General features: G+C 46.6%; 15 protein-coding genes. All 15 read right to left on the bottom strand.

Annotated features, from left to right (window positions below; translation table 11 throughout):
* Nucleotides 1-6: 6 nt before the first annotated feature.
* The 15 genes from rfbA to wcaJ all read right to left on the bottom strand — a co-directional run bounded on the left by rfbA (nucleotide 7) and on the right by wcaJ (nucleotide 17,572).
* The gene (gene rfbA, locus E0L16_RS18805) at nucleotides 7-888 is read right to left on the bottom strand and encodes a glucose-1-phosphate thymidylyltransferase RfbA (RefSeq protein WP_131637792.1); all 882 of its coding nucleotides are present in this window, start codon (nucleotides 886-888) and stop codon (nucleotides 7-9) included.
* On the bottom strand, nucleotides 889-1,974 hold the full coding sequence (rfbB, locus tag E0L16_RS18800; RefSeq protein WP_131637790.1) for a dTDP-glucose 4,6-dehydratase: 1,086 nt from the start codon (nucleotides 1,972-1,974) through the stop codon (nucleotides 889-891).
* Nucleotides 1,975-2,062: 88 nt separating this feature from the next.
* Nucleotides 2,063-3,469: an NADP-dependent phosphogluconate dehydrogenase gene (gene gndA / locus E0L16_RS18795; RefSeq protein ID WP_131637788.1), complete on the bottom strand. Its 1,407-nt coding sequence runs from the start codon at nucleotides 3,467-3,469 to the stop codon at nucleotides 2,063-2,065.
* A gap of 128 nt (nucleotides 3,470-3,597) precedes the next feature.
* Complete coding sequence (pssE, locus tag E0L16_RS18790; protein WP_131637786.1) at nucleotides 3,598-4,056, bottom strand: PssE/Cps14G family polysaccharide biosynthesis glycosyltransferase; 459 nt, start codon at nucleotides 4,054-4,056, stop codon at nucleotides 3,598-3,600.
* Nucleotides 4,053-4,547 carry a PssD/Cps14F family polysaccharide biosynthesis glycosyltransferase gene (gene pssD, locus E0L16_RS18785; protein ID WP_022651473.1) on the bottom strand — a complete coding sequence of 165 codons (495 nt, stop codon included), beginning with the start codon at nucleotides 4,545-4,547 and terminating at the stop codon, nucleotides 4,053-4,055. Before pssD ends, pssE begins: the two co-directional genes overlap by 4 nt.
* Entirely contained in the window at nucleotides 4,534-5,583 is a 1,050-nt protein-coding gene (locus E0L16_RS18780) for a glycosyltransferase family 4 protein (protein WP_131637784.1), read from the bottom strand. Before E0L16_RS18780 ends, pssD begins: the two co-directional genes overlap by 14 nt.
* Nucleotides 5,584-5,585: 2 nt before the next feature.
* Nucleotides 5,586-7,076: an asparagine synthase (glutamine-hydrolyzing) gene (locus E0L16_RS18775; RefSeq protein ID WP_131637782.1), complete on the bottom strand. Its 1,491-nt coding sequence runs from the start codon at nucleotides 7,074-7,076 to the stop codon at nucleotides 5,586-5,588.
* A 1-nt stretch (nucleotide 7,077) separates the two neighbouring features.
* Complete coding sequence (locus E0L16_RS18770) at nucleotides 7,078-8,229, bottom strand: hypothetical protein (RefSeq protein ID WP_165498428.1); 1,152 nt, start codon at nucleotides 8,227-8,229, stop codon at nucleotides 7,078-7,080.
* A 23-nt stretch (nucleotides 8,230-8,252) separates the two neighbouring features.
* On the bottom strand, nucleotides 8,253-9,374 hold the full coding sequence (locus E0L16_RS18765; RefSeq protein ID WP_165498427.1) for a WzyE family oligosaccharide polymerase: 1,122 nt from the start codon (nucleotides 9,372-9,374) through the stop codon (nucleotides 8,253-8,255).
* Between the two features lie 338 nt (nucleotides 9,375-9,712).
* Nucleotides 9,713-10,606, bottom strand: a complete 894-nt coding sequence (galF, locus tag E0L16_RS18760; RefSeq protein WP_003863536.1) for a GalU regulator GalF — start codon at nucleotides 10,604-10,606, stop codon at nucleotides 9,713-9,715.
* Nucleotides 10,607-10,780: 174 nt separating this feature from the next.
* Nucleotides 10,781-12,172: a colanic acid biosynthesis protein WcaM gene (gene wcaM, locus E0L16_RS18755; RefSeq protein WP_131637776.1), complete on the bottom strand. Its 1,392-nt coding sequence runs from the start codon at nucleotides 12,170-12,172 to the stop codon at nucleotides 10,781-10,783.
* Nucleotides 12,173-12,184: 12 nt separating this feature from the next.
* A complete protein-coding gene (gene wcaL / locus E0L16_RS18750; RefSeq protein WP_131637774.1) occupies nucleotides 12,185-13,405 on the bottom strand; it encodes a colanic acid biosynthesis glycosyltransferase WcaL in 1,221 nt (406 codons plus the stop codon).
* A complete protein-coding gene (gene wcaK, locus E0L16_RS18745) occupies nucleotides 13,402-14,682 on the bottom strand; it encodes a colanic acid biosynthesis pyruvyl transferase WcaK (RefSeq protein WP_064910358.1) in 1,281 nt (426 codons plus the stop codon). Before wcaK ends, wcaL begins: the two co-directional genes overlap by 4 nt.
* Before the next feature lie 15 nt (nucleotides 14,683-14,697).
* Nucleotides 14,698-16,176: a colanic acid undecaprenyl disphosphate flippase WzxC gene (gene wzxC, locus E0L16_RS18740; RefSeq protein WP_131637772.1), complete on the bottom strand. Its 1,479-nt coding sequence runs from the start codon at nucleotides 16,174-16,176 to the stop codon at nucleotides 14,698-14,700.
* A 1-nt stretch (nucleotide 16,177) separates the two neighbouring features.
* Nucleotides 16,178-17,572 (bottom strand): undecaprenyl-phosphate glucose phosphotransferase, encoded by a 1,395-nt coding sequence (wcaJ, locus tag E0L16_RS18735; protein ID WP_063866523.1) that lies wholly within the window; start codon nucleotides 17,570-17,572, stop codon nucleotides 16,178-16,180.
* Nucleotides 17,573-17,654: the final 82 nt, after the last annotated feature.

Raw genomic sequence — 17,654 nt, 5'->3', positions numbered from 1 at the left:
GTCAAATCAGACTAATCCCTTGGTCAGATTCAGCAGATATTGACCATATCCGGTCTTCTTAAGTGGCTCAGCAAGCACACGAAGTTGTTCAGCATCGATAAAGCCTCGACGAAATGCGATCTCTTCAGGGCAAGAAACCTTGAGACCCTGTCGCTCTTCGATAGTGGCGATAAAATTGCTCGCCTCAATCATACTTTGGTGCGTGCCTGTATCAAGCCAGGCGTAACCGCGTCTCATCATCGCGACGGACAATCGTCCCTGCTGCATATAGATGCGGTTGATGTCGGTAATTTCCAGTTCACCACGATCGGACGGCGTTAAGCTTTTGGCCATCTCAATAACATCGTTGTCGTAAAAATAGAGACCGGTTATTGCGTAATTACTCTTGGGCTGTTGAGGTTTCTCCTCAAGGCCAATCGCGGTACCGTCTTTATCAAACTCAACGACGCCATAGCGTTCCGGGTCGCTGACGTGATAAGCGAAGACGGTCGCCCCCTCTTGCTGGCTTGCTGCGCCTTCAAGCAGGCGAGGAAGATCGTGCCCGTAGAAAATGTTATCGCCTAATACCAACGCACAATTATCCTCACCGATGAACTCTTCACCCAGAATAAACGCCTGAGCAAGGCCATCCGGGCTCGGCTGCACTTTGTACTGGATATGCAATCCCCACTGGCTACCGTTTCCGAGCAGTTGTTCAAAACGGGGAGTATCCTGAGGCGTGCTGATAATCAGAATATCCCGTATACCTGCCAGCATGAGCGTAGAAAGTGGATAATAGATCATTGGTTTATCGTAAATTGGCAACAATTGCTTACTTACGGCCATTGTGACGGGATAAAGACGTGTACCCGATCCGCCAGCTAATATAATACCTTTACGTTTCGTCATTCAGTTCCGCTCCCCATAATTTTGCTCAATCCAGCTCTTATAGGCGCCGCTTTTCACGTTCGAAACCCACTCCTGGTTATTCAAATACCACTCAACCGTTTTACGAATGCCGCTGTCAAAGGTTTCCATAGGAGTCCATCCGAGCTCGTCGCTAATTTTATGGGCATCAATTGCATAACGTCTGTCGTGTCCAGGACGGTCCGCCACATAGGTAATTTGCGCGCGGTAAGATGTTTCTTTCGGTACCATTTCGTCTAACAGATCGCAAATGGTTTGGACGACCTCAATATTTTTCTTCTCGTTATGACCGCCGATATTATACGTTTCTCCCGGTTTACCCTTGGTGAGAACCGTATACAGCGCACGAGCATGATCCTCAACGTATAACCAGTCACGGATTTGATCGCCCTTACCGTAAATCGGCAATGATTTATTATCCAGCGCATTCAAAATGACGAGAGGAATCAGCTTTTCAGGAAAGTGGTAGGGTCCGTAGTTATTTGAACAATTCGTCACAATCCCCGGTAAACCATAGGTGCGTATCCAGGCACGAACTAAATGATCGCTGGACGCTTTTGACGCTGAATAAGGGCTACTGGGCTGGTACGCTGTTTTCTCGGTAAACAGTGGTAACGGGGTAGAATCATGACATTCGTCGGGATGAGGCAGATCGCCATAAACTTCATCAGTTGAAATGTGATGGAAACGGAAGGTAGATTTTGCTGCCTCGTCCAGTGAAGACCAGTAAGCACGGCTTGTTTCTAACAGGATATACGTGCCAACGATATTGGTTTCAATAAACGCAGCGGGCCCGGTAATAGAACGATCGACATGGCTCTCGGCAGCCAGGTGCATTACCGCATCAGGCTGATGGGTAGCAAAAATACGCGCCATTGCCTCTTTATCACATATATCTGCATGCTCAAAAACATAGCGCTCGCTATCACTCACTTCACGCAAGGATTCCAGATTACCGGCATAGGTCAATTTATCAACGTTAACAACGCTATCCCGAGTATTGCTAATAATATGTCGGATAACCGCGGAACCGATAAAACCGGCGCCGCCAGTAACTAGAATTTTCACGCAATCTATTCCATTAAACAGTAGGTGGACGGGCAAGATAAAAAAGCCCGGTATCGCTACCGGGCTTGATGGCATGGCTAACCAAATATTAATCCAGCCATTCGGTGTGGAACACACCTTCTTTATCGGTACGCTTATAGGTATGCGCACCAAAGTAGTCACGCTGTGCCTGAATCAGGTTTGCTGGCAGTACGGCAGCACGATAGCTGTCGTAATACGCCACCGCAGCGGAGAAGGTCGGAACCGGGATACCGTTCTGCACGGCGTACGCAACGACATCACGCAGCGCCTGCTGGTATTCGTCTGCAATCTGTTTGAAGTATGGCGCCAGCAGAAGGTTGGCGATACCCGCATTTTCTGCATAGGCATCGGTGATTTTTTGCAGGAACTGAGCGCGAATGATGCAGCCGGCACGGAAAATCTTCGCTATCTCGCCATAGTTCAGATCCCAGTTGTTCTCATCTGACGCTGCGCGCAGCTGAGAGAAGCCCTGCGCGTAAGAGACGATTTTACCCAGGTACAGTGCACGACGGACTTTTTCAACGAATTCAGCCTTGTCACCGGCTGGTTTAGCCTGCGGGCCGGACAGCACTTTGGATGCCGCAACGCGCTGCTCTTTCAGAGAAGAGATATAACGCGCGAAAACGGATTCAGTGATCAGGGACAGCGGCTCGCCGAGATCCAGAGAGCTCTGGCTGGTCCATTTACCGGTACCTTTGTTTGCCGCTTCATCCAGAATCACATCAACCAGATATTTACCTTCTTCATCTTTCTTGGTGAAGATATCTTTGGTGATGTCGATCAGGTAGCTGTTCAGCTCGCCTTTGTTCCACTCGGTGAAAGTCTCTGCGAGTTCCTCGTTGGTGAGATTCAGGCCACCTTTCAGCAGGGAGTATGCCTCAGCAATCAGCTGCATATCACCGTATTCGATGCCGTTGTGAACCATCTTCACATAGTGACCAGCACCGTCAGGACCGATGTAGGTCACGCACGGCTCGCCATCTTCAGCAACGGCTGCGATTTTGGTCAGAATTGGCGCGACCAGTTCGTATGCTTCTTTCTGTCCACCAGGCATAATGGATGGACCTTTCAGGGCGCCCTCTTCACCGCCGGATACGCCGGTGCCAATAAAGTTGAAGCCTTCAGCAGACAGTTCACGGTTGCGACGGATGGTGTCGTGGAAGAAGGTATTACCGCCATCAATGATGATGTCGCCTTTATCCAGATACGGTTTCAGGGAGTCGATGGCTGCATCGGTACCTGTGCCCGCTTTCACCATTAACAGGATACGACGAGGTGTTTCCAGAGACTCAACGAACTCTTTAACCGTGTAGAAAGGAACCAGTTTCTTGTCTGGATTCTCAGCGATGACTTCTTCGGTCTTATCACGGGAGCGGTTGAAAACGGAGACGGTATAACCACGGCTTTCGATGTTGAGCGCCAGGTTGCGCCCCATCACTGCCATACCGACAACGCCGATCTGTTGCTTGGACATTACATACTCCTGTCAGGTGTGGTCGCCGCGACTGTGCGCGGCTTGAAAGTATAAATATCTTAACTTAGGTTTTATTATGAGTATATACAAATTTTGATGTGCCACAAAGACTATGATAATCAATATAGTTAAGGCAACGAGTTAATATAATCCGCTATTGCGTCATACTTATTGAAAGGGATCTTTTGATATTCGTTAGGTACAAAAGTTTCGATCCTTTTCATTAAATCTTCAAAGTTGATATAATCCCACCATACTAAGAGATAACCGAATTTCTCCATATAACATGCTAAGTCACTCTGATGCTTGTCTATCCTTTCTAAATTTGGAACAGCTATAATTTTCTTTCGTTGTTCAACCAAAGAATAAATAGTACCAGCTCCGGAGTGGGTAATTATTAAATCAGAATTGATATAGTAACTTTGGATATCATCAGTAAAACCAAAGTACTCACCGCTACGAGGCATATATTTTCCATCAGCCATCTGGAACGTTACCTCATAGTCTTTTCGTCCAAAAAAGTACTCATCAATTCTTTTAATCATTGAATCAAAAGAAGTTGTACCTACTGTGACAAAAACCTTCATAATCTTCCTGAAAAAATTGCTTTAGGATATAATTGCAATAAAGACTCATTTTGAACATAAAATTTTGAAGCCAAATGATACATAATTCGTCCTGAAAATGAGCGTGTTGTAAAGCGTGACCATGTTTCGATATGAATGATTTTAACATTTAGTAGTTTCGCTGCAATTGCAGCAGAAATCGCAATACCGGGACCTGTAGTAACAATTGCACGACAGTTAGTCCGACGTATAATTAAGAAAGTCTTTAAAAAAATGTTCAACGGCCCTAAATTTTTCAGGACATTTACCCAAGCATATTTATTTCTGAATTCTTGAGTAATAAAATGCTCATCTGCCCATAATGGCTTTTTCTTAGAATCAGATAATGTTATAGCATAGTAATTATCAAGTTTATTTAACAGGTTCGGCGCAAATCTATTCATTTGAGCTTCATGCCCACCTTCGCCATAAACAAACATCAATACTTGCTTAGTTTTTTTATTGAAAAACACCTTTTAGCACCTCTTTAACATTATCCGCCCCATATTTTTGAATAACGATTTCACTATTGCATTTGTTAATATTATTTAATTCATCGTCCCCAAACTGGGAAAATTTCACAATAGCGTCTCGAATCGCGTCAGATTCAAAATCATTAATTTGTAAGAAATTCAACCCCTGGCTTTTGAATTCATTGAAAGCAGGTATTTTTGTTAAAACACAATATACTCCACAAGCCATAGCCTCCAAAGGAACTAATCCAAGGCTTTCACTTTCAGAAGGATAAATTAGCAGGTCGATTTTTTTAAACCAAGAAGCAAGTTCGGTATGAGGTAATGGTTTGATGAATTCTACATTTGCATCTTTGCTGATCGCCATCAACTCATTTTTCTGCTCACCGTCTCCTACAATTGATAACTTTAACTTTTCAGTTCCTTTGATTGCCTTGATTATCAGATCAACATTTTTTGATTGAACCAACCTTCCAGCATATCCAATCACTATTTCATCTTTGGATTTTAGAACTGCCCCCTTATAATTAAAGCACCTATCTACGCCTCCAGAAGGATATACGACAATATTTTTATCGTTTGCTTTAAAATTTGCGAGCAAGAATTCTGAATAACTGGGTGAAGGGCATATTATTGTGGAGCTTTTTTTAAAAATTGATGTAGTAAGTTGATTTTTCAATCGATGGAATAATTTATTTCTTCCTTTCAAGAGTTTAATATCACCGCCATGTACATGGCTTACAATATTCATTTTTTTACCGAAAGATGAAGCAATTATAATTGGCAATGCTGTATGAGATACATAATGGCAATAAATGAAGTCGTATTTATTAAACAATAATTTATAGATCGTTTTAAAATATAGGGTAAGGTAGCTTACAACTTTGGCAAGTTTATTTTTACCTTTACTATCTCTCACGCACAAGTGAATATTATTATTGTTGGTTTCAAGCTCTTTTACTATTCTTTCTACAAAAACCCCAAAATCAGGATGTTTCTTTGAAGGATACATGTTACTGATCAAAAGAATATTCATTCTTATTCCTTTGTATAATTTTTAAATTTCGGATGGAAATTTGTAATAACTCTTCCGAAAAGATTTAAAAAAGGCACTAGATTTGGATTTGTTCCAGGACTGTAGGCACCCTCAGATTTCATGTTCCTGTAAAAGTCATCTTGATTTTTCCAAACTTTGTAGAAAGTTTTATACGTTAATATATCTGAAGCTTTTTGATTAATAAAGTAATTAAATATATTGCGCGAGGCGAATAAGGGAATAGTTGTTTTAAAGCAAAGATTCATTACTAAAGCCCCACTAGTAATAAAACGAAGTCCTCTGCCATAAATAAACTCATAGTATGTAACTTTTTGTAAAGAATCAATGGCATTTATTTTTGAGGTTTTACTATAAAAATCTTCTAAAACATATTTAAACTGCGCATTGTTCAATTTTTTGTAACGCTTTCTTAGCAAATACTCAGGCTTTAAAAAAGAAGAGGATAAAAACGGGAAAAGTTTATAAAACTCACCTAACTTTCCTCCAAAGGACATATAAACACCTCGCTGCAATACATCTCCTAAATAGCCATCAAGAGCAATGGTGTTTTTCTCCGATAAACTGGCAGCATGGCGATAGTTACTAAAAAATTGGGGATTATATGCTTTGACACTTCCACTGAAAAGCTGTTTACAAATTGATTTATCGATTTCGGTAACTGGGTTACTTTTAAACCTAAAAGACTCGAATTTAATGTTACGGAATGCAGCTAATTTTTTACCATTCTGTACGTCAGCAGAATTCTCGGGACCCCAAGTATACGCAAATTGAGGTTCTGAAACTGAGAGAATAAATCTCGAATCGAATCCTGCTGATAATGCTATAGATTGTAAATCAGAAGGTGTGGTTGACAAAAGGGCTCTTGCTTCCTGAATCACATCAATATTAGCTGCATCAATTTCATAGCCATAGTTAGAAATCTTAATATTAGAATTTTCTATTTCAATTATATCTCCGGGTATAAAGCGATACACATTCTCATAAATTGTATAGTTACCGAAAAGATGTCCCTGTGCTAAAAGGATTTCTTCAATTTTTTTGTTTTTTGGCTGAGAGAATACTGCTGCGCATGGAGAAATATGAAGACTGCCGTCAGAAACATTGTAATAATGAGGTGATAGCGAAAAAGGATCAGTGAAGACCTTAACTTTACCAACATTTTTATCGTGGTAGAAAGCTATAAACATGCCGGAAATTATTTTTTTAGTTATAGTTGCAAACGCCTCACCTTCATCAAGACATTTTTTTAACCAATGTATGTTATTACGTTCATATTTGTCATTAACAAACCAACCTGAAACAATTATCTCACTTTTGTTAGATTTGATATGGGGTACATCTAACCAATCGCTTGAATCATAATATATACAGCCTTCCTCATTAGCTAGAGTAAAGTTATATGATGTTTTTGAGGTGCGTATAAAATTATCAAACTCTAAATTTATGTTGCTGTTATAAGTTAAAAAAGACACCTTAGACCTCCGCCAATACCTTCTTCATAATAAAATATCTTATATAGTAAGCTATAAGAACTGTACCACTTAAAATAACAATAGCTATTAAAGGTGGGAACGATATAAATTTATGCATAACGTAATATATAATAATAAAAATTGTAAACGTAATAGCATTTAATAATAATGATAGTTTTTCTTTTCCGACAAGATTTATTAATGTCGATTCAATAATTGAATATTGGCCAACGGAGATAAATGAAAATATACATAAACCTACGATCAAAATCTCAATAGTAGAAGCGTCTTTAGCAGCGATGTAAACATAGCTGATCATAGCAACGAATCCCAACATCATAATATATAGTATCTGTTTTTTGAATGTTCTTGATTGCTCATGATATTGTTCTTTATTATTTAAGAGTATTAAATGAAAATCTTTTACTTTCAAATTTAGCATAGCTCTTGGAAAAACAGTAATTATCCCAGCAGCCGTAACCATTAGGGAGATGATTGACGTTATCTCCGCTCCAGACAATGAAAACGCAATCATTGGTAGGAAATATAGAATACCTGAAGAGATAAGATTTGAGTTACCTATATAAAAAGTTCCTTTGAAGTAACTCAGTTTAGGGTTATTTGAATTCTTGAAACAAATTAGAACAATGAGTAACGATTGTATGATATACATTATTCCTAAAATAGAAATCAAGTCCATTCGACTCATCATCAAAAAAATCAAAGATGGCAACATAAGGACTAATTCGTTTAATGCGCCTATTTTAAATTTTTTGTTCAGGATGATCATATATCTGAGTATTTGATTCATAATCAAACCAACAGATAAAATAATTAAACCTAGCCAACTTGATGATAAAAGATCTTTAAAGAAAAATAAAATAATTAGCGCTGAACATAGGCTAGTCACGAAACCAATTATTGTAGCTTTAACGAAGCCCAGCATACCAAATTCGGTATTATTTTTTAATATTACTGTTCCAACACCAACTCCACCAATCATTGATATAATAACAGCGATAGAATATACGGAAGAGAAAAGCGCAAAAGTATGTGTTGTAACTACGTGCGATACGATAAAGAACAACACCACTCTATTTACACCAGGCAAAACCGTAAAAAGCAGTGACCAAAATTTATCGCTAACAATCATTGAGAAAATTAAGTTTATTCTATTCATCTTCTTATAATCAACGAACTCATAAATGAATTAAAAGCATACATAATCATCATTATTATCCCGAACTTTATCAAGACATAGCAATATACTTCAAATCCGTCCCGCACCCAGAAGAACAGATATCCAATACTACTTAACAATAATAGTTTTATGTAGCGTGTTTTTGAAGACGATATTATTTTATCAAATATAAAAATAATCAAACCGCATAGGATACCGCCAATCCAATAGAACGTCTGCCCAAACATAATCAAACAACTTCCTAAGAAAGTAGGTGACATTGTCAGATTTGTATCTAAGCCTAATATTTCGGCTGTGTAAAAATAGCCATTATTGTAAACATTGATAGGTTTCCCTTCCCATAAAAACCTAGGAATAATTATCGAAAATTCATTTAAGAAAGTGGTCGCATATTGAATCTCGAAATAATTCTTTGTTAATGCATCATTTATATTCAATACTGCATGCATAGGGGAAAAAGACTCAAACGCAAATAAGATGACCTGGACTCCTCCATTGAGGATAAAATCTAATGCGTCAGAAAAATTATTTACATAACGATATAACTCCAGGAGCATCAATGTCATAACCCCTATGGCCAGTGCCAAAAAGAGTTGTTTCTTGTTTATATTCTTATATAAAAGTGCCAGATAAATTAAAGAAAACACACCTGCCGCTAATACGTTTCGGGAACCGCCAATAACAATATAGTATATAATGCCACATAATGTACTCAAGCAAAGACAAAGAAATAGATTCTTTCTGTTAGGCATACTTATATATGCTAAAATCATTGCCGGTATATATGCGTACATTAATATGATGGACAAACCTCCGCCTGTATTTGCAGTCAAGCGTTCATTATAAGACAGTCCAAGTGCGATTCCATTTTGCAGAGTGTAAATAACAACTCCAATTGAATATAACAAAAGAAGAAACCGATGACCTACATTAAATTTTAGAACATCGATTTGAGGTGGACCAATTTTAATAATGACAGATGCAAAACGATAGGTTACAACTGTCACTAATAATAATATGACAGTTTGCCAAAAAGCTTGCCACTCTGAGTCATTCAAATTAATGTCTAAAAAACCATCCTTGCTTATAAAATACACGAAATGGCATATTATAAAAAAAGAAATATAACAAATGTAGTAAATGCTGTAATTGCTATTTTTTGTCCTTAAAAAAATCAAAAAGATAAAAAAAACCAACCCTAGTGTTAACATTTTGAGTACTCGGATTATTGTAACTTAGAAACTATATCGAACTGGTCACTCAAATAAATGACCACATCTGATCATTTTTTACTCAGATTTTAATATAAAACTATAATTAGTAGGCACGCTACCGCACTGGCTAAACTTCAGCCAGTGCTACACTATGTTACTAATGGTTCCTTACATAGAACTATTAGCTTAAATAATAATCAAATTTTAGCTCTAACAAATTATTAAGAGGAAAGCAACTTGACTACAGTTTCTCTGAACTTCGCCCCTTCCTTCAGGTTACGCAGACCGTAGTTCACAAACGCCTGCATATACCCCATTTTCTTACCGCAGTCATAGCTGTCACCGGTCATCAGCATGGCATCAACGGACTGCTTTTTCCCCAGCTCAGCAATCGCATCGGTCAGCTGGATACGGTCCCAGGCGCCCGGCTCGGTTTTCTCCAGCTCAGCCCAGATATCCGCATTCAGCACATAACGGCCTACCGCCATCAGGTCGGAGTCCAGGGTCTGCGGCTGATCGGGTTTTTCAATAAACTCAACGATACGGCTCACCTGCCCTTCCGTCTCCAGCGGCTCTTTAGTCTGAATGACAGAGTACTCAGAGAGATCGCCCTTCATACGTTTCGCCAGCACCTGGCTGCGGCCCGTTTCGTTGAAGCGTGCAACCATTGCCGCCAGGTTGTAACGCAGCGGATCGGCAGAGGCGGTATCAATGATGATATCCGGCAGAACCACGATGAACGGGTTGTCACCCACGACCGGGCGCGCGCACAGGATGGAGTGTCCCAGGCCCAGCGGCTGTGCCTGACGCACGTTCATGATGGTCACGCCAGGAGGGCAGATAGACTGAACTTCTGCCAGAAGCTGACGCTTAACGCGCTGCTCAAGCAGCGCTTCGAGTTCATAAGAGGTGTCGAAGTGGTTCTCTACCGCATTCTTTGAAGAGTGCGTTACCAGAACGATTTCTTTGATCCCCGCAGCAACAATCTCGTCGACGATGTACTGAATCATCGGCTTGTCAACGATCGGCAGCATCTCTTTAGGAATGGCCTTTGTGGCTGGCAACATGTGCATGCCCAGACCCGCTACCGGTATGACTGCTTTCAAATTAATCATTATTTCTTCCACCTTAAAATGGTTGACGAATTATAGCTTTTAAACCTGTTTTCGCCAGCATGTTTTGCCGTAAATATGACGTAATCCTAGGTCACCCCACCACAAATTACAGTAGTTGTAATCTGAATAGATCGCGATTCTGTTCCAGGAATAGTCGCAAAATAGCCTGTGTGATTACCTGTGTGGCAGCGCAAAATTCAACCGTTCCGTATTCACCACGTGTTGATCGACCCGATCAATATCCACCGAGCTCTGTCCCTTTTCATTAACCGCTTTTATGTTCGCGAGCGACAGCAGCGTCTCGTTTTTAGCCATAAACTTCCCGCGCACGTCTTTGCGCAGGTCGAAGTTCATCTTCAGGGCGGGCCCCGTCGTAGACTCCTGCATCACCTTGATATTACGCAGGAAAAGGTGCTGCGGTTTGTTGTGCAGCTCCAGCGTGGCTCGCTGCATCTCAACGTTGGTAATGGCGACAAACGACGTGGCATTGCCTGAAGAAATTTGAATTCCGCGCAGCTTATAGGCAAGCTGTCGGTTATCCAGATGAATATCGTTAAGCTTGAAGTTTTGCGGTATCGACAGATAATCGCCCTTAATCACGCCATACCCGATTAACATTCCGGCGCTGTTTACCATATCGACATTATCAATAACGAAATTATCACAGCCATAAATAGCTACCGTCGCGTTATCAATTCCGGCCTTTTTACTGAAGTCAGGAGTGATATTGCTGGCCTTGATATTACGGATCACAAAGTGTTTACCGTTTTCGACATGCACCAGCTGCCGACAGTTGCTGCCGGTGATATTTGCCACAACGAAGTTTTTAACGGTCTGCTTTTCCGGATAGTCGTTATCATAGGTGCTGCCGGCAAGCCCAATGCCTATGCCCCAGTTGATCTTGCCGTTGGTGCAGTTGATATTATCGATGGCGTGGTCGGAAATCAGGATGTTGCGGTCGTTAATCGCCACGTTCCACTCTATCGCGTCACCCTGCAAGTGGCTGAACTTACAGTTGGTAATGCGCGCACCGTCCACCTGATTATGGAATCCCTGGCGCAGAATGGCGTAGTTGGCCTGGCTCACGGTGAGGCGATCGATAAGCAGGTTACGCATCACTCGCGGCTTTTTGCCGCCAATGTAGATCTGGGTGACGGGGCCGAAGCCGCTCATCGCCAGCCCTTTAATGACGCAGTCGGAGCCACGCACGTCCAGCGTGATGTTATGCGTGCGCCCTTCTCCTTCCCCAATGACCTTGCAGCCTTCCTGAAGCACAAACCGTCCGCGTCCGTTGCCCTTCAGCGCGCCGCGGATCAGCAGGGTTTTGCCATCAGGAATAAAAATGCCGGTATTGATGTTTTCACAGGTTAACCCGGCGGGAACAATAACGGTATCGCCCTCGGTAAAGGCCTGCTTAAAGGCGGCGATCCAGTCGTTATTGTTGTAGCGATCGACAGAAACCGTCTTCCCGGTCGCCGCCCGCGCAGCGCGGGGCGACAGCAGCGGCATGGCGGCCAGGACGGATAATGAAGAGACAAATCGGCGTCGGGTAATCTTTTTCAGCATACAACCTCAGCGTTACAGCGTTTGCAGCAGGCTCGCTAACTGGCGATTAATCACCTGCTGATTGAATTCTGCTTCAACTTTTTGCCGCGCATTTTGCAGCACGGGGATCAGCGTCTGCCGATCAATGTCACTGAATGCGGCCAGACGGTCCGCCAGCGCCAGCGCGTTGTTTTCGGGGACCAGCCAGCCGGAATGTTCAGAGGTGATCAGCTCCGGGATCCCGCTGTGCAGCGTCGAAACCACCGGAATGCCGACCGCCATCGCCTCCATCAGCGCCACGGGAATGCCTTCCATATCGCCGTCGGCCCCCGTCACGGAGGGCAGCAGAAACACATCGGCGTCATCGAGCATGGCCTTCACTTCGTGGCTCGGCTTAAAGCCGGGCATCTCGACCACGTCTTCCAGCTGATACTGCTCAATCAGCGTGCGCAGACGACGCTCCCACGGTCCGATACCCAGGATGCGGTAGTGGAAGTCCACGCCACGCGCCTTCAGCTGGCGACAGGCCTCGATGGCCACGTGCAGCCCTTTCTTTTCGGTCAGACGGGCCACAGAGATAATTTGCAGCGGCTTGCCCGGCACCTTGACTGGTCGCTGGGTGAAGCGTTCCATATCCACGCCCATGCGTGAAACGGTGATTTTGTCGCTCGGGCAGCCCATGGTTTTCAGGCGTCCGGCCCACAGATCGCTTATCGGCAGCATCATGTCGCCACGGCGAAACAGCTGCTGATATTCCGGCGTGTAGTGGTTCAGCACTTCCCGGCTGGAGATATCGATACCGTGGAAAATGGTGGCGATTTTGCCCTCAATCACCCCCAGCTCGCGCAGTTTCGCGGCGGTTACGCCTGCCGGTCCGAAGTGGGCGATAAAGACGTCGGCGCGGTACGGCTGGGCCGTTTGCCCGCAAATGGCGGAGAGGATCAGGTTGCGGGCCTCCGCCCCGTAGCGCGACATATTCAGCGCCCGCCAGGTCGACGTGCGATGCAGGCCGCGCAGCGTCTGGCCGGCGCGATGGCGCAGTTTGTTCATCCGTCCGGCGGGTTCGTCCTGCAACCAGCGGGTTTTCGCCTCCAGCCCATACTGGGTATACGCCGCATGGGTGTTCTGCGTATCACCCTTTTGCAGGGCGATAATCTCCACGTCATATCCCATATCAATAAACGCGGTGATTTGGTTCAGCACGAAAGTTTCAGACGACAGCGGGAATTTCAGTAAGAAGAAACCAACCTTCATTTCCCCTCCCGGACGCGGTCGAGGACGGATTTCACCATCCCAATGCCCTTTTCGCGTTCGGCTTTCACCGCCACCGCCAGACGCTCGTTGATCGCAGGCAGCTGGCCGAGCGTGTCGCCCACCATTGCACCCAGCGATCCGTCCAGCAGATGACGAATATCGACGGCCATTTCCGGCATACCGAGCTGCTGCATAATGCCCGCGGACTTGTGCTCGTAGTTGATGGCGATGGCCGGCGTACCGAAGTTCATCGAGATAATCGCCGAATGCAGACGCGTGCCCACGGTCAGGTCGCAGGCGGAGAGCAGCTTGCCCATCTCCAGGTCGTTCAGCTCGTCCATCACCACGTGGTAGCGGGACGGATCGTTCACCAGGTTGCGCAAGTTCAGCGCCACCATGCGGTCATCCTTGTTGTAGCTGTCGATACCGGTACAGGTTGAGAGCGCCAGCACCTGGTAACCGCTGTCCAGCACGCGGTTGACTACGTCGGCAAAGGCTTTTTCGTACGCCGCCTGGGTCGTGCCGAGGCGTTTATCGAACGGGGCGAGTTCACGCAGGGTAATGGCGACGGTTTTCTGCTGTGCCGCCACGTCCAGCCAGTGCTGTACCGCGTAGCTGGCCTGGAAGCTGTCATCCTGATGATCCACCAGCCAGGCGGTGTCTACGCCGTGCTCCACTTTGGTGGTGTCGATTTCGCTGCGCTTCATCATGTCGAGGCTGACCGATTCACGCAGGATCAGCGCGTCGCAGTGGCCGAAGACATAGTTCGCCAGCTGGTTAAACTGCGGATCCTGGAATGGGCCGACGCTGTGGCCGATCATAAACAGCGGCTTTTTCGCCATAAAGGTGCAAAGCGCATGCTCAAACTGCGGCACGCCGTACAGGTCGACGAAGAACGAGCCGCCCACCTGAATAATGGCGTCATAGCCGGACAGCAGACGCACGAAATCGGTAAAGCCCTGCGCGATGGCAATGTTGCGCAGCTTGCCGGTATCGGTGACGCGGGAAAGCAGCACCTGGTGCTGGTAGCGACGACGCAGCACTTTCTTCACGCGCCCCATCACGCCCGCAGCGTTGTTGTGCTGTTTCATCTGGCTGTAGAGCGGGTCGCCCATCACCGGGCGGTTCAGTAACCAGGATGAGCTGACCGGATAACGGCTCATCACATCCACTTCTGTCTCAGGCTTAAGGGTGTTAATTGCATCCAGTAAACCGCGCAGGATGGCGCTGTCGCCACGGTTGCCGCAGGTATGGTTGCCAAGAATAAGTAATTTCATAATGGCCTCGTAAAATTAGCCTGCGCGAAGCAGCGTTTTCATTTTTTCGTTACGGCAAAACTGGCGCTTCATCTCGACCACCAGCGCATTGCGGGACAGCACAATCATCACGCCGAACGCCAGCGCGCCGGCCGCCACCTGCACCGCCAGCAGCGCCGCCAGCGGCAGATGCCCGTTGAGCACCACGCCCAGACCGTAGCTCACCGCAAGCGTCGGTAATGAGAGGTAAAACGGCAGCCACAGGCTGAGAATGTACTGACGGTAGCTGGAGCCCAGAACCGGTTTGATCATCACGAAGTAGCTCAGCACGGTATTGACGATCTGCACCAGCAGGAAGCCGAGCGTCACGCCAATGGCGCCCGCCGTGTGGCCGCCCACAATAATTGCCGGAATAAACAGGAAGGTTTTAAACACGTTGAACTTGAAGCTGATATCCACGCGCGCCTTCGCCATCAGCAGAGAACCAATCGGGTTCCCCACCGAGCGCAGCAGCCCCACAACGCACAGCAGTTGCAGGATCGGGATGATGCTGTTCCACTTCTCGCCAAACACCAGCGGCACGAAATTGCTGGAGACCACCATCAGCCCCAACAGCACCGGGAAGTTGATGATCCCCACCACGGAGAGCAGTTTGTAAAAGTTCACGCGCAGCTTCTCGGTATCGTCCTGAATCTTGGCAAACGCCGGAAACAGCACGCGGGTAATGATTGGGTTGAGCTTCATCGGCGGGACAACCGCGACGTTGTACGCCAGGTTATAGCCGCCCGCGACGCTTGCGCCCAGAATGCGCGCCAGCACCAGCGTGGAGAGGTTAGTATTCACGTAGTTGATGATGCTGTCTGCCGTCAGCCATGCGCCAAAGCGCAGGTTGGACGAAACAGACGCCAGCGAGAAGTGCAGCCCCGGGCGATAAATCTTGCGGCCAAAGAAGCCAAACAGCAGCGTGCGCACGGCAGAGTTAACGAGGTAGCCAAGAATGGCGGTCATCGCCAGCGGCCAGAAATGGGCGCTCACCACGGTAAAGGTAAAGCCCGCCAGCACGGCGCTGGTCTCGATCATGCCAATCTTGTTGAATTCCAGCTCTTTTTGCATCAGCGCGCGGAACTGCTGCCCGTGCGGGATCACCACAAAAGCAAACGACAGGGTGCGCATCAGCGGCGCCAGGTCCGGGTTATGCAGCACGCTGGCAATCACGTCGCTCAGGAGAAAGACCAGCACAAAGACGAAGATGCCCAGCCCAACGTTCAGCCAGTAGAGCGTCGTCAGCTCCAGATGGCTGATCTCTTTGCGCTGGATAATGGAGTTGGCGATACCGAAGTCAGACAGCGTATCGGCCAGCGCGATAATCACCAGCGAGACGGTCAGCAGGCCAAACTGGTGGTTATCGATAATGCGCGCCAGCACCGTCATCTGCACCAGCCCGAGGCCGATGATGACGATGGTGGCCATGGCTGACCATTTTGCGCCGCTGATGGTTTTTTCTCGTAAGCTCATCTTAGTACGCCGCTTTGTTCACGAAACCTTTGAAAATGGTCAGAAAAACAATCTTGATATCGAACCAGAGGCTCCACTCGCGGATGTACTCCAGGTCGAACTCGATGCGTTTTTCCATTTTTTCCAGCGTGTCGGTCTCGCCGCGCCAGCCGTTGATCTGCGCCCAGCCGGTAATGCCTGGCTTCACCTTATGGCGCAGCATGTAGCCTTCAATCAGGGTACGGTACTGCTCGTTATGGGCCACGGCGTGAGGACGTGGCCCGACGATGGACATCCCCCCGGTGAACACGTTGATGAACTGCGGCAGCTCATCCAGCGAGGTACGGCGCAGGAAATTGCCCACGCGGGTGACGCGCGGATCGTTCTGCGTCGCCTGGGTTACCACCTTGTCGTTCTCCATCACCTTCATGGAGCGGAACTTCCACACCATGATCGGCTTACCGTCCATGCCGTAGCGGGTCTGACGGAAGATGATCGGCCCCGGCGAGCTGATCTTCACCGCCAGCGCAATGCAGCACAGCACAGGGGAGATCAGCAGCAGGATCAGGGACGACAGCACAATGTCTTCCACGCGCTTCAGCACGCGGTTGATCCCCGACAGCGGCGTGTCGTACAGCGGAACAACCGGCACCCCGTTTACCTCTTCAATACGGGAGTGAAGAATGTTGAAGGTGAACACGTCCGGGATGAGGATCACCGAGCAGGTGGTATCCGCCAGCTCGCGCATCAGTTTCTTGATGCGGGATTCATCCTTCATCTGCATGGCGATGTAGACGTTATGAATTTTGCCGGCTTTGGCGTCGTCGATAAGCTGTTCGTAGTTGCCCGCCCAGTCGGACGGCACGCCGCCGGGCTTCGCGTCGTGATAAATTCCGACCACTTCAAAACCTAACCACGGCTCTTTGCGGAAGCTGTCGAGCAGCACCTGCCCGACCGGCAGATCCCCCGCCACGGCAACGAAGCGGCGGTTATAGCCGCGGTTGCGCAGCCAGCCTGCGCCGAAGCGGATCAGCGAGCGGCAAACCACCATGCCAACGCTGGTCAACAGATACCAGCAGAGATAAGTCACAAGGCGGTTATCAAAATCATGGCTGAACGCCACCAGGCCTGCGCTGAAAATCAGGCTTAAGGTCCAGTTCTGGAGCAGCAGCATCAGTTCGGTGGTCATTTTGACGCCGCGCCATGAACGATAAAAATCGGTCATGCCGCCAATCATCTGAAACACCACCAGCGCGATCAACGCCATCAGCAAATGCATGTAGAAGAACGACTGCCCGCTGACCCAACACACCGCCCACAGTCCGCCGACCATGATGGTGATATCAGAAAAACGCTGCACCATTGAGATTAACGATGCATTCGTTCTCGCTCGTTCGCGCTTTTTTAGATTTGTCATCGTTGTTCCTTTAGTTCTAAACCTTTCCCCTCACCCTACCCCTCTCCCCAAAGGGGAGAGGGAACTTAAACACCCTCTCCCC

Source organism: Enterobacter quasihormaechei (genome assembly GCF_004331385.1).
Taxonomy (GTDB): domain Bacteria; phylum Pseudomonadota; class Gammaproteobacteria; order Enterobacterales; family Enterobacteriaceae; genus Enterobacter; species Enterobacter quasihormaechei.
This window is presented reverse-complemented; position numbering and strand designations above follow the sequence as displayed.

Bases quoted from the DNA above. Each gene is read 5' to 3' on its own strand.
- wcaK (WP_064910358.1), bottom strand. From the start codon at position 14,682: ATGAAATTACTTATTCTTGGCAACCATACCTGCGGCAACCGTGGCGAC.
- wcaL (WP_131637774.1), bottom strand. From the start codon at position 13,405: ATGAAGGTTGGTTTCTTCTTACTGAAATTCCCGCTGTCGTCTGAAACT.
- pssE (WP_131637786.1), bottom strand. From the start codon at position 4,056: ATGAAGGTTTTTGTCACAGTAGGTACAACTTCTTTTGATTCAATGATT.
- E0L16_RS18780 (WP_131637784.1), bottom strand. From the start codon at position 5,583: ATGAATATTCTTTTGATCAGTAACATGTATCCTTCAAAGAAACATCCT.
- galF (WP_003863536.1), bottom strand. From the start codon at position 10,606: ATGATTAATTTGAAAGCAGTCATACCGGTAGCGGGTCTGGGCATGCAC.
- wcaJ (WP_063866523.1), bottom strand. From the start codon at position 17,572: ATGACAAATCTAAAAAAGCGCGAACGAGCGAGAACGAATGCATCGTTA.
- rfbA (WP_131637792.1), bottom strand. From the start codon at position 888: ATGACGAAACGTAAAGGTATTATATTAGCTGGCGGATCGGGTACACGT.
- gndA (WP_131637788.1), bottom strand. From the start codon at position 3,469: ATGTCCAAGCAACAGATCGGCGTTGTCGGTATGGCAGTGATGGGGCGC.
- E0L16_RS18770 (WP_165498428.1), bottom strand. From the start codon at position 8,229: ATGATTGTTAGCGATAAATTTTGGTCACTGCTTTTTACGGTTTTGCCT.
- wzxC (WP_131637772.1), bottom strand. From the start codon at position 16,176: ATGAGCTTACGAGAAAAAACCATCAGCGGCGCAAAATGGTCAGCCATG.
- wcaM (WP_131637776.1), bottom strand. From the start codon at position 12,172: ATGCTGAAAAAGATTACCCGACGCCGATTTGTCTCTTCATTATCCGTC.